Source organism: Pseudomonas macauensis, assembly GCF_047902425.1.
Classification (GTDB): domain Bacteria; phylum Pseudomonadota; class Gammaproteobacteria; order Pseudomonadales; family Pseudomonadaceae; genus Pseudomonas.
This window is the reverse complement of sequence record NZ_CP138377.1, coordinates 3,098,655-3,111,051: the sequence shown is the minus strand read 5'-3', so window position 1 is coordinate 3,111,051 and position 12,397 is coordinate 3,098,655. Positions and strand designations below refer to the sequence as shown.

At 65.5% G+C, this 12,397-nt stretch carries 10 protein-coding genes; 4 read left to right on the top strand and 6 right to left on the bottom strand.

Features of this window, described 5'->3' with window-relative positions; genetic code table 11:
* Positions 1 to 154: 154 nt before the first annotated feature.
* From SD196_RS14405 to SD196_RS14395, 3 genes are all read right to left on the bottom strand, one after another.
* Positions 155 to 400, bottom strand: coding sequence for a 4Fe-4S dicluster domain-containing protein (locus SD196_RS14405; RefSeq protein WP_081517023.1), 246 nt, complete (start codon positions 398 to 400; stop codon positions 155 to 157).
* A gap of 253 nt (positions 401 to 653) precedes the next feature.
* Positions 654 to 2,405 (bottom strand): fumarate reductase/succinate dehydrogenase flavoprotein subunit, encoded by a 1,752-nt coding sequence (locus tag SD196_RS14400; protein ID WP_331319368.1) that lies wholly within the window; start codon positions 2,403 to 2,405, stop codon positions 654 to 656.
* Positions 2,402 to 3,151 carry a GntR family transcriptional regulator gene (locus SD196_RS14395; protein WP_275611774.1) on the bottom strand — a complete coding sequence of 250 codons (750 nt, stop codon included), beginning with the start codon at positions 3,149 to 3,151 and terminating at the stop codon, positions 2,402 to 2,404. The genes SD196_RS14400 and SD196_RS14395 overlap by 4 nt, the downstream gene beginning before the upstream one ends.
* Before the next feature lie 389 nt (positions 3,152 to 3,540).
* Here SD196_RS14395 and mqo point away from each other — a divergent pair, with 389 nt between their 5' ends.
* Entirely contained in the window at positions 3,541 to 5,175 is a 1,635-nt protein-coding gene (gene mqo, locus SD196_RS14390; protein ID WP_416310278.1) for a malate dehydrogenase (quinone), read from the top strand.
* A 63-nt stretch (positions 5,176 to 5,238) separates the two neighbouring features.
* Here the strand turns inward: mqo and SD196_RS14385 are convergent, their stop codons facing one another.
* Positions 5,239 to 6,723 (bottom strand): PLP-dependent aminotransferase family protein, encoded by a 1,485-nt coding sequence (locus tag SD196_RS14385; protein WP_416310277.1) that lies wholly within the window; start codon positions 6,721 to 6,723, stop codon positions 5,239 to 5,241.
* 169 nt (positions 6,724 to 6,892) lie between these two features.
* Between SD196_RS14385 and SD196_RS14380 the strand changes: the two genes are divergently transcribed.
* Together SD196_RS14380 and katG are read left to right on the top strand one after the other, a co-directional pair.
* Positions 6,893 to 7,363, top strand: a complete 471-nt coding sequence (locus SD196_RS14380) for a GNAT family N-acetyltransferase (RefSeq protein ID WP_275611777.1) — start codon at positions 6,893 to 6,895, stop codon at positions 7,361 to 7,363.
* Positions 7,364 to 7,656: 293 nt separating this feature from the next.
* The gene (gene katG / locus SD196_RS14375) at positions 7,657 to 9,843 is read left to right on the top strand and encodes a catalase/peroxidase HPI (protein ID WP_331319364.1); all 2,187 of its coding nucleotides are present in this window, start codon (positions 7,657 to 7,659) and stop codon (positions 9,841 to 9,843) included.
* Between the two features lie 106 nt (positions 9,844 to 9,949).
* Here the strand turns inward: katG and SD196_RS14370 are convergent, their stop codons facing one another.
* Both SD196_RS14370 and ycaC read right to left on the bottom strand, forming a co-directional pair.
* Positions 9,950 to 10,519: a cysteine dioxygenase family protein gene (locus tag SD196_RS14370; RefSeq protein WP_331319363.1), complete on the bottom strand. Its 570-nt coding sequence runs from the start codon at positions 10,517 to 10,519 to the stop codon at positions 9,950 to 9,952.
* 191 nt (positions 10,520 to 10,710) lie between these two features.
* On the bottom strand, positions 10,711 to 11,340 hold the full coding sequence (ycaC, locus tag SD196_RS14365) for an isochorismate family cysteine hydrolase YcaC (RefSeq protein ID WP_275611780.1): 630 nt from the start codon (positions 11,338 to 11,340) through the stop codon (positions 10,711 to 10,713).
* A 148-nt stretch (positions 11,341 to 11,488) separates the two neighbouring features.
* Here ycaC and SD196_RS14360 point away from each other — a divergent pair, with 148 nt between their 5' ends.
* Positions 11,489 to 12,394: a LysR substrate-binding domain-containing protein gene (locus tag SD196_RS14360; protein WP_416310276.1), complete on the top strand. Its 906-nt coding sequence runs from the start codon at positions 11,489 to 11,491 to the stop codon at positions 12,392 to 12,394.
* The last annotated feature ends 3 nt before the right edge of the window (positions 12,395 to 12,397 follow it).

The window sequence follows — 12,397 nt, the reverse complement described above, 5'->3', positions numbered from 1 at the left end:
GCGGTGGGAAACGAGGGGCGGTGCATCAGGCGTCCGGTCGTTGGCCGGTTGCTTTTTTCTTTTCGTAGGAGCGAGCTTGCTCGCGAATGAAGGTCCGCTGCGGGGGCTGTTCGCGAGCAAGCTCGCTCCTACAGGGAAACTTCGTTGCGGAAACTCAACGCAGCAGGTACGGAATCTCCACCTTCACCGCGCCGGTCGGGCAGTCTTTCTCGCAGGGCATGCAGTACCAGCATTCGTCGAAGGCCATGTAGGCCTTCTGGGTGGCGGGGTTGATCGCCAGCAGGTCCATCGGGCAGACCTCGACGCAGACGGTGCAGCCCTTGTCGGCGATGCACTTGTCCTCGTCCACCGTCACCGGGGCGCTGGAGCGGAAGAAGATTTCCTGGGGTTGGTAGGCCATTGCACGCGGTCCTCATCGTGTTGCTTTGCCGGCCGCCGTGGCGGCGGGCTGGTTGTTCAGGTCGTGGGTTCGGCGCGGTGGCTCGTGACCCTCTCCCCAGACCTCTCCCAGAAGGGAGAGGGGGCTGTTCGGAGTGGTGGATGTTTCCGTGCTCGCCGGCTGACTCCGATATCGCCGCTGGCGCCGGACAGCTCCCTCTACCGCTTGCGGGAGAGGGCGGGGGGAGAGGGGCTCTTCGGTCCGCCGAAAACTCTCAAGCCGCCTCACTCTTCACCCGCAGCCGCTCATACGCCTGCTGCTCATCCTCATCCAGCGAGATCACATAAGGCTCGATGGGCTTCTTGAAGCTGGTCATCTCGCCGTCCTCACCCTTCTTCAGGTGGGCATGGCAGAACCACTCGGCATCGTTGCGCAGCGGGTAGTCCACACGGTGGTGGTACAGGCCCCAGCGGCTCTCGGTGCGGAACAGCGAGGCACGGGCGGCCATTTCGGCGCAGTCGCGGATCACGCTGACTTCCATGGCGCGCATCAACTCGTGCGGGTTGTTCGCCTTGAGCTGGTCGAGGTCGCGGGCGATTTCGGCGAAGCGCTGCAGGCCGATCTCCATCTTCTTCGTCACCTTGGGCGGCTGCAGGTAGTCGTTGACCATCCGGCGCAGCTTGTACTCCACCTGAGCCGGCGGCAGGCCGTGTTCGCGCTTGAGCGGAGCGAAGACGCGTTCGCGCTCGCGCTCGACCTGGGCGGAGTCGACCTCGGTGAACTCGCGGCCGGCCACGTACTGCGCGGCATTGCTGCCGGCGAACCAGCCGTAGGTGAAGGCGCCGAGCATGTAGTTGTGCGGCACGGCGGCCATGTCGCCGGCCGAGTAAAGGCCCTTCACGCTGGTCTCGGCCTTCTCGTTGACCCACACGCCCGAGGCGGAATGGCCGGAGCAGAAACCGATCTCGGAGATATGCATCTCCACCATCTGCTGGCGGTAGTCGGTGCCGCGATTGGCATGGAACTGGCCACGGCTGGGGCGCTCGTTGCTGTGGAGGATTTCCTCGATGGTCTGGATGGTCTCCTCGGCCAGGTGGTCCAGCTTGAGGAACACCGGGCCGTTGCCGCCTTCGAGTTCCTGGTGGAACTCCCACATCATCTGGCCGCTCCAGTAGTCGCATTCGATGAAGCGCTCGCCCTTGGAGTTGGCGGTGTAGCCGCCCAGCGGGCCGGTAACGTAGGCGCAGGCCGGACCGTTGTAGTCCTTGATCAGCGGGTTGATCTGGAAGCACTCCAGGTTCGAAAGCTCCGCCCCGGCGTGGTAGGCCATGGCATAGCCATCGCCGGCGTTGGTGGGGTTCTCGTAGGTGCCCATCAGGTAGCCGGAAGAGGGCAGGCCCAGGCGGCCGGCGGCGCCGCAGGCGAGGACCACGGCCTTGGCGCGGATCACCTGGAACTGCGCGGTGCGGCAATCGAAGCCGAGCAGGCCGTTGACCGCACCTTCGGCATCGGTGAGCAGGCGGGTGACCACCAGGCGGTTGGTGATCTCGATGCGCGCGCGTTTGAGCTGGCGGTACAGCACCTTCTTGATGTCGTGGCCCTCGGGCATGGGCAGCACGTAGGCACCCATGTGGTGGACCTTCTTCACCGCGTAGTCGCCGACCTCGTCCTTCTCGAACTTCACGCCCCAGCGGTCCAGCTGCTGCAGGGTCTCGAAGCTGTGGGTGGCGTAGGCATAGACCGCCGCCTGGTTGACGATGCCGTCGTTGGCGACGGTGATTTCCTTGGTGTACTGCTCGGGCGTAGCGTGGCCGGGAATGATGGCGTTGTTCAGGCCGTCCATGCCCATGCTGATGGCGCCGCTGCGTTTCACGTTGGCCTTGTCCACCAGCAGCACGCGCAGCTCGCGGTTGGCTTCCTTGGCCTTGATCGCGGCCATTGGGCCGGCGGTGCCGCCGCCGATCACCACGATGTCGTAGGCGAGTTGCTTGTCCTCGGGAACCTGGGAGAGGTCGAACTGGCTCATTGATGCTGTCCCTTGTGGCGGTCGATACGCAGGCGGTACTGGAAGGCATCGCCGCGGTAGTAGAGGTGTTCGTAGTCCAGCGGCGTGCCGTCGGCGGTGTGGGTCAGGCGCTCGATGCGCATCACCGGCGAGCCTTCTTCCACTTCCAGCGCGCCAGCCAGTTCCGCGTCGGCGAGGATGGCGTCGATGGCGAGGTCGGCATGGCCCAGGGGCAGGGCGCAGTCGTTTTCCAGGATCAGGAAGATGTCGCGGCTGACCAGGTCGGCCTTCTCCAGGCGCTTGCCCACGGCCTCGGGGAGGTAGGTGATTTCCAGCGACACCAGCTCGCGGTTGACCAGGCGGGCGCGCTTGATCTGCACCACGTTCGCGCCCTCGGTCACCTGCAGGCGCGTGGCGACCTGGGCGTCGGCGGGGATGACTTTGAAGCTGCGCAGACGGTTGATCACTTCGTAGCCGCGCTGGCTCATGGATTCGCCCAGGCCCTGCAGGGTGCTGACGTTCTGGAAGGCCTTGGGCTTGGCAACGAAGGTGCCCTTGCCGTGGATCTTGAAGATCAAGCCTTCCTTCTGCAGGTCGCCCAGCGCCTGGCGCACGGTGATGCGGCTGACCTCGAAGGCCTTGCCCAGCTCGGCCTCGGAGGGCATGCGGCTGAGCGGCGGATAGGTGCCGTCGAGGATGCGGGTACGCAGCAGCTCCTTGAGCTGGCTGTAGAGCGGAACGGGGGAGAGCGGGAGTAATTCGGCCATAGCTCATAACTTGTTATGACGAGTTGAGTGACTATAGATGGAATAACCGCGAAAGATGAAGGAACCAATTTGCATATCGTTATATGGAAGGGCAACGATTAGTTGACTGCAATGGTTGGTGAAGCCGCCCTGTTTCTATAGAATGCGCAAACGTTTCAGCAGACCATGCATCCCTCCCACAACAAAAGCCAAAGCCGAAGGCTTTGCGTGTCTCTCTGCGCAGGACGTGTCTCCCGCTCCATCGAACCGGTCCCAGAAGCCGGCGGAGGAGGGAGGTGAGCCCTGTTTCCATCCCGTCGTACTGTCGCCCTGGCTTCCCATGAAGTCCGGGCCTTCACGCTGCATGACGCCGGTGGGGCAGGCCAAGCCCTAACGACGAGATTCATCCCATGATCAAGAAAGTGAGCGGGGCGCTGCTCGGCCTCGCCCTGGCAGTGAATTGCGCGCCGGCCTTCGCGGCCGAATCCAAGAAGGTCGATGTGCTGCTGATTGGCGGCGGCATCATGAGCACCACCCTGGGCGTCTGGCTCAACGAGCTGGAACCGGGCTGGTCGATGGAGATGGTCGAGCGCCTGGACGGCGTCGCCCTGGAAAGCTCCAACGGCTGGAACAACGCCGGTACCGGCCACTCCGCGCTGGCCGAGCTGAACTACACGCCGGAAGACAAGGACGGCAAGGTCAGCATCGCCAAGGCCATCGAAATCAACGAATCCTTCCAGGTTTCCCGCCAGTTCTGGGCCTGGCAGGTGAAGAACGGCGTGCTGAAGAATCCCCGTTCCTTCATCAACTCCACGCCGCACATGAGCTTCGTCTGGGGCGACGACAACGTCGCCTTCCTCAGGAAGCGCCATGAAGCGCTGCAGGCCAGCCCGCTGTTCCGCGGCATGCAGTACTCCGAGGACCCGGCGCAGATCGCCAAGTGGGTGCCGCTGATGATGCAGGGCCGCGACCCCGCGCAGAAGGTCGCCGCCACCTGGTCGCCGCTGGGCACCGACGTCAACTTCGGCGAGATCACCCGCCAGTTCGCCGGCTACCTGCAAAGCAAGCCGAACTTCGCGATGAAGCTGTCCAGCGAGGTGGAGAACATCACCCGCAACGACGACGGCACCTGGCGCGTCGAGTACAAGAACCTCAAGGACGGCAGCGTTACCGAGACCGACGCCCGGTTCGTCTTCATCGGCGCCGGCGGCGGCGCGCTGCGCCTGCTGCAGAAATCCGGCATCGAAGAGGCCAAGGACTACGCCGGTTTCCCGGTGGGCGGCTCCTTCCTGGTCACCGAGAACCCCGCCATCGCCCAGCAGCACCTGGCCAAGGCCTACGGCAAGGCGTCGGTCGGCGCGCCGCCCATGTCCGTGCCGCACCTGGATACCCGCGTGCTCGACGGCAAGCGCGTGATCTTGTTCGGACCCTTCGCCACCTTCTCCACCAAGTTCCTCAAGGAAGGCTCCTATCTGGACCTGCTGGCCAGCACCAACGTGCACAACGTCTGGCCGATGACCCGCGTGGGCATCGACGAGTACCCGTTGGTGGAATACCTCGCCGGCCAGTTGATGCTCTCCGACGAGGACCGCCTTGCCGCGCTGCGCGAGTACTTCCCGCAAGCCAAGGCCGAAGACTGGCGCCTGTGGCAGGCGGGCCAGCGCGTGCAGATCATCAAGCGTGACGCCGAGAAAGGCGGCGTGCTGAAGCTCGGCACCGAGATCGTCTCCTCCGCGGACGGCAGCATCGCCGGCCTGCTCGGCGCTTCGCCGGGCGCCTCCACCGCCGCGCCGATCATGCTCAGCGTGCTGGAGAAGGTGTTCAAGGACAAGGTCGCCAGCCCGGAATGGCAGGCGAAGATCCACCAGATCGTTCCCAGCTACGGCACCAAGCTGAACGACAGCCCGGAGAAGACCCAGCAGGAATGGGCCTACACCAGCGAAGTCCTGCAACTGGACCCGCCGCCGGCCATTGCCCCGGCTCCCGCCGTGCAGCCCGCCGCTGCAGCACCGGCCGAGAAGGCCGCCAACGACATGGCGCTCTGAACGACGATCCGTCGTCTCCTCGATACGCAAGGCCCGCCAATGGCGGGCCTTGTGCTTTGTGGCTCAGACCCGTTTTTCGAGGCATCGCGCCAGGCCATCGACCGCACGCTCGAGTTCATCGGGCGTGTAGGCGGCGAAGCCCATGAGGAAGCCCGGCTGCGGCGGCCGGGCAACGTACAGGCCGCTCAGGCCCAGCAGTTCGATACGCGCGCCGCGCGCGGCGGCGATGACGACGTCTTCCTCCAGCGCGGTGGACAGCAGGCAGGGCATCTGCAGGCCGCCCGCAGGCACGCGGGGCTGCACAAGCCCGCCGAGTCGCCGCTCCAGCAGCTCGGACAGCAGGGCGAGGCGTTCGGCGTAGAGGCCGCGCATGTGGCGCACGTAGGCGCCGAAGTGCCCGCCGCTGATGAAGCGCGCCAGGGTCAACTGCGCGACGGAGGCGGTGTGGCCATCCTGCAGGGAGCGGGCGATGGTCATGGGCTCCACCAGTGCGGGCGGCAGCACCAGGTAGCCGACACGCAGCCCCGGGAACAGGGACTTGGTGAAGGTTCCGATGTAGAGCGTACGGTCATGGGCGTCCAGGCCCTGGACGCAGGCGGTCGGCTTGCCGGCGTAGTGGAATTCGCTGTCGTAGTCGTCCTCGATGATCCACGCCTGCGCTCGCTCGGCCCACTCGATCAATGCCAGCCGGCGCTCCAGCGAGAGCGTTGCGCCGGTGGGAAACTGGTGCGATGGCGTCAGGTATACCGCCCTGGCGGAGTGAGGCTGGGCGAGCAGCCGGTCGACCTCGATGCCATGCTCGTCGACCGGAATGGCCTGGCAGTCGAGCCCCGCGGCGACGAATGCCTTGCGCGCGCCGTAATACACCGGGTCCTCGACGAATATCCGCTCGCCCGCGTCCAGCAGGACGCTGGCGCACAGCCTCAGGGCCTGCTGGGAGCTGGTCAGCACCAGCACCTGTTCCGCCGTGGTGCGCGCACCACGCTCAAGGTTCACATAGTCGGCGATCGCGCGCCGCAGTGGTTCGGCGCCCTGTGGATCGCCGTGCATCAGGGCCCTGGCGCCGAACTCCTTCAGCACCTGGCGCTGCAGGCGCTCCCAGGTCGGCAGCGGGAAGGTGCGCGTTTCCGGTACGCCCGGCGCGAATGGGCGCGGCGCTAGCTGCTCGCGGACACCACCGTGATGGAGCATTGCCTGGCCTCGCAGGCTGAGCCGTGCCGTGCCCGCGCTGGCCTGGCGCGGCCGCCTGGGGGCGCGCCGGCCGGGGGAAAGGCGGGTGGCTTCGGCGACGAAGCTGCCGCTGCCGACCCGGCGCTCGATGAAGCCCTCGGCGTGCAGATGGCTGTAGGCCGATTCGATGGTGTCGCGGGAAACGCCGAGGGAACTGGCCAACTGGCGCGAGGCGGGCAGCGGCGTTCCCGCCGTGAGCGCACCGTCGAGGATCAGTTGGCGAATGGCGCGCTGGATCCGTGCGTGCAGCGGCAGCGCCAGCAGTTCCGGAAGGACCAGCCGCGCCTTGACCGATTCGAGTAGGGAGTTCCTGAACAATTGGTCTGCTCGTTATTCATCTATTGGCAGGGCTATCCATTCCATTAGGGCGCTATAAATCAGTCCCGGTCAAGCCGAAGGGCTCTGGCCCGGGCGATGTGAGCGGCAGCCGGCCGCACGTCGCGTATACAGGAAGGGACAGTTCCCGCAGTAGGGAAGGAGAGGTGACATGACCGCCATACAACAGCTCATATCCATTCGCCCGGTGGTGCAGGAGGACTTCGAGACGTGGTCCGAGTATTGGGGCAAGTACCAGGAGTTCTACGCCGTGAACCTGGGCGAGGAGACGACCCGGACCACCTGGGCGCGCTTCTTCGATACCGCCGAACCGGTGCATTGCGCCGTGGCCACCGACGGCAAGCGGCTCTTCGGGTTCGTCAATTTCGTCTTCCATCGCTCGACCTGGGGGCGCAACGACTTCTGCTATCTGGAAGATCTCTACGTTTCGCCGAGCGTGCGTGGGCAGAAGATCGGCAAGAAGCTCATCGAATACGTGCAGTGCCAGGCCCGCGAGCGGCAGTGCGAGCGGCTGTACTGGCACACTCAGGAAACCAACCATACGGCGCAGCGCCTGTATGACTGGATCGCCGAGCGACCTGGGGTGATCGAGTATCGGATGGCGCTGGACAGCGGGCGCTGACGGCCAGGGCGGCGGTGCAAGGCGCCGCTGCCCTGCGGGCTCAGATCGACGCAGCCCAGCGTTGCGACCCGTCCGGCGCCTGTCGAACATCGCGGCCGGCTTGGGCCTGAACCACCGCTGAACGAGGAGGGGGCGCTCAAGGCCGCACCATCCGGCACTCATAGCTTTTTACCGCACCGGCCGATCGATAACTCCAATGGATCGGTCATAGCGCTGTCGCTCATTTGATCTATCTTCTGATGGGTTAAGCGAATCCATAGCGCCTTCGCATGGGCGCAGACGAGGAGCCTGTGATGAGTGACGAGAAGAAAGCCAGCTGCCCGTTCAACCACGCCGCTGGCGGCGGTACGACGAACCGTGACTGGTGGCCGAACCAACTGAGGTTGGACCTGCTCCACCAGCATTCCTCCAAGTCCGACCCGATGGAGGAATCCTTCAACTATGCCGAGGCCTTCAAGAGCCTCGACCTGGCTGCGGTCAAGAAGGACCTGACGGCCCTGATGACCGACTCCCAGGAGTGGTGGCCGGCCGACTTCGGCCACTACGGCCCACTCTTCATCCGCATGGCCTGGCACGCCGCCGGCACCTACCGCATCGGCGATGGCCGGGGCGGCGCGGGGCGTGGGCAACAGCGCTTCGCCCCGCTCAACAGCTGGCCGGACAACGTCAGCCTGGACAAGGCCCGCCGGCTCCTCTGGCCGATCAAGCAGAAGTACGGCAACAAACTGTCCTGGGCCGACCTGATCATCCTCACCGGCAACGTCGCGCTGGAATCCATGGGCTTCAAGACCTTCGGCTTCGCCGGCGGTCGTGCGGACGTGTGGGAACCGGACATGGACGTGTACTGGGGCGACGAGAAGACCTGGCTGGGCGATGAGCGCTACACCGGTGACCGCGACTTGGAAAACCCGCTGGCCGCCGTGCAGATGGGCCTGATCTACGTGAACCCGGAAGGCCCCAACGGCAACCCCGACCCGCTGGCCGCCGCCGTCGACATCCGCGAGACCTTCGCACGCATGGCGATGGACGACGAAGAAACCGTGGCGCTGATCGTCGGCGGCCACACCTTCGGCAAGACCCACGGTGCGGGCCCGGCCGACAACGTCGGCGCCAACCCCGAAGCCGCCCCCCTGGAAGAACAGGGCCTGGGCTGGCGCAGCACCTACAAGACCGGCGTCGGTGCCGATGCCATCACCAGCGGCCTGGAAGTGGTCTGGACCAACACCCCGACCCAGTGGAGCAACAACTTCCTGAACATCCTGTTCGGCTACGAATGGGAACTGACCAAGAGCCCGGCCGGCGCCCACCAGTGGAAGCCGAAGAATGGCGCCGGGGCCGGCAGCATTCCGGACCCGTTCGACCCGAACAAGCGCCGCGACCCGACCATGCTCACCACGGACATCTCGCTGCGCACCGACCCGATCTACGAAAAGATCTCCCGGCGCTTCCACCAGAACCCCGACCAGTTGGCCGACGCCTTCGCCCGCGCCTGGTTCAAGCTCACCCACCGCGACATGGGCCCGCGCGCCCGCTACCTGGGGCCGGAAGTCCCCGCCGAGCAATTGATCTGGCAGGACCCGATCCCCGCCGTGGACCACCCGCTGGTGGACGCCAACGACGTGGCCGCGCTGAAGGCCAAGGTGCTGGCCTCCGGTCTGACTGTCTCCGAGCTGGTTTCCACCGCCTGGGCCTCGGCCTCCACCTTCCGCGGCTCCGACAAGCGCGGCGGCGCCAACGGTGCGCGCATCCGCCTGGCACCGCAGAAGGACTGGCCGGTCAACCAGCCGGAACAACTGGCGAAGGTGCTCAAGGTGCTCGAAGGCATCCAGGCTGATTTCAACAAGTCCGCCTCCGCTGGCAAGAAGATCTCCCTGGCCGACCTGATCGTGCTGGCCGGCGGCGCAGCCGTCGAGAAGGCGGCGAAGGACGGCGGCCACAACGTGACCGTACCCTTCACACCGGGTCGCATGGACGCCAGCCAGGAGCAGACCGACGTGGACTCGGTCGGCATGCTCGAACCGCGCGCCGATGGCTTCCGCAACTACCTCAAGGCCAAGTACCCGGTGCTGCCGGAACACCTGCTGGTGGACAAGGCCCAGCTGCTGACCCTGACCGCGCCGGAAATGACCGTCCTGGTCGGCGGCCTGCGCGTACTGGGTGCCAACGTCGGGCAGTCGCCCCACGGCGTGTTCACCAGCAAGCCGGGCACCCTGAGCAACGACTTCTTCGTCAACCTGCTGGACATGGGCACGGTGTGGAAACCGACCTCGTCCGCCAACGACCTCTACGAAGGCCGCGACCGCAAGAGCGGCAACGTGAAGTGGAGCGGCACCCGTATCGACCTGGTGTTCGGCTCCAACGCACAGCTGCGCGCCCTGGCGGAGGTGTATGCCTGCAGCGATTCCAGGCAGAAGTTCGTCGATGACTTCGTCAAGGCCTGGACCAAGGTGATGAACCTGGATCGCTTCGATCTGCGCTGATCCTCGGTAAAAGCAACTCTTTGGTAAAACCAACGCCCCGCGAGCGCTATCCGGCTCGCGGGGCGTTTTGTTTTCTACCTCGGCTATCAGCTCGCAGCATGCAAAATCAGCGCGGGTTGTACTCCACCTGCACCATTTCCCGCGTTCCGGCCGCCACGTCGTAGATGTGGTAGTTGTTCATCATCCGCCCGTACAGGTGCAGGCTGACGGCGCGCGGGCGTTCGGCGGGGACACCGGTGATGTGGATGTGGTCGGGGTTGGGCACGAAGCTGGTGACCGAGCCCGGCGGCAGCAGGATGACGCCGCCGCGTACCAGTTCGATGCCGTCGTCGCGGCTGCGGTCGGGCGACAGGCACACGTAACTGCGTTCTTCCAGTACGCCTTCGACGATACCGACCACGCCCCAGCTGCCGTGGTCGTGCACCGGCGTCCATTGTCCCGGTGACCAGACCAGCGCAAAGAGCGACAGGCCGGCATCCTCGGCGCAGTAGATGAGGTTGCGCGAGTAGTGCGCAGGGTCTGCCCGGTAGTGCTCGGGTTCGAGGAAGTCCACCGCGTGGTCGATCAGCTCCATCATCGACGGGGCGAGCGCCATGACGCACTGGCACGGCTCGGATTCGGCGTGGCTGAGTTCGACGGCGTGTTCGATGAAGCGCGAGAGGATGGGGTGTGTCATTGGGCCGGCTCTCCGGAAGGTTCTGCGCAGTACCTGGACTGAACCTTCGGCCCGAGAGGCGACCACGCTCCCGATGAGGAAGAAAATCCCCAGTCGTAACCACTCTAGCTGGCTTTCCATGGCGGCGCCGGAGCACGCAAAAAGGCCGGCACCTCGCTGGAGGTGCCGGCCCGTGGGGCTTGCGCGTTGCCTTACTTGGCGCCGCTCAGGAGGTTGTAGCTGGTGATCAGGTTGCGGTAGTCCGGGATGTGGTTGGAGAACAGCGCGGCCAGGCCTTCGATGTCGTTGCGCCAGTCGCGGTGCAGTTCACAGGCCACGCCGAACCAGGTCATCAGTTGCGCGCCGGCGGCTTCCATGCGGCGCCAGGCGGCGTCGCGGGTCATTTCGTTGAAGGTGCCGGAGGCATCGGCCACCACGAAGACGTCGAAACCTTCGGCCAGGGCGGACAGCGCCGGGAAGGCTACGCAGACCTCGGTCACCACGCCGGCGATGATCAGTTGCTTCTTGCCGGTGGCCTTGATCGCCTTGACGAAGTCTTCGTTGTCCCAGGCGTTGATCTGGCCTGGGCGGGCGATGTAGGGCGCGTCCGGGAACATTTCCTTCAGCTCCGGCACCAGCGGGCCGTTGGGGCCGGTTTCAAAGCTGGTGGTGAGGATGGTCGGCAGCTTGAAGTACTTGGCCAGGTCAGCCAGGGCCAGCACGTTGTTCTTGAACTTGTCCGGTTCGATGTCGCGAACCAGGGAGAGCAGGCCGGCCTGGTGGTCGACCAGCAGGACGGCGGCGTTGTCTTTGTCCAGACGGTTGTAGGTGGTGTTGGTCATGTTGAAATCCTCGATTTGCTTTCAGTGGGTGCCCGGCGTACCGGAGTCTCGCTGCAGTGCGTCACTGCATGGGGAAAAGATTAAAATCGACACCCTTGGTGCGCTAGACTGCAAAAATCATCTCTAGCGTTCTATTTAAGGAACGGAAATGGAAGACCTGAACTCCCTGTACTACTTCACCCAGGTGGTGGAGCACGGCGGTTTCGCCTCGGCCGGGCGTGCGCTGGACATGCCCAAGTCGAAGCTCAGCCGGCGCATCGCGGAGCTGGAGGAGCGCCTCGGCGTGCGCCTGCTGCAGCGCACCAGCCGGCACTGCTCGCTGACCGAGATCGGCCAGGCCTACTACCAGCGCTGCCTGGCAATGCGGGTGGAAGCGGAGGGCGCGGCGGAGGTGATCGAGCGCAACCGCAGCGAGCCGCGCGGGCTGGTGCGCCTGGCCTGCCCGACGACGCTGCTGAACTCCTGGGTGGGGCCGATGCTGTCGCGCTACATGCTCGAGTACCCGGCGGTGGAGCTGTTCATCGAGAGCACCAACCGGCGTGTCGACCTGCTCCACGAAGGGTTCGACGTGGCCCTGCGGGTACGCTTCCCGCCGCTGGAGAACACCGACATGGTGATGAAGGTGCTGGCCAACAGCACCCAGTGCCTGGTAGGACACCCGGACCTGCTGGCCCGGTTGCCGGCGGACTTCCGTCCCGAGGACCTCGGCACTCTGCCGAGCCTGCACTGGGGCGGCTCGCAGCGCGAATACCAGTGGGAACTGTTCAATCCCGAGGGGGAACGGCTGGTGATCCCGCACCGGCCGCGCATGGTCACCGACGATCTGCTGGCCCTGCGCAACAGCGTGGTGGCGGGCGTGGGCATCGCGCACCTGCCACGTGTAGCCGTGCGCGAGGACCTGGCCTGCGGCGCGCTGGTGGAGCCGCTGCCCGGCTGGATGCCCCGTTGCGGCATCGTCCATGCGATCTTCCCGTCACGGCGCGGCCTGTTGCCCTCGGTGCGTACGCTGATCGACTTCCTGGCCGAGGAGTTCGCTCGCAGCGATATGGCCTGAGTG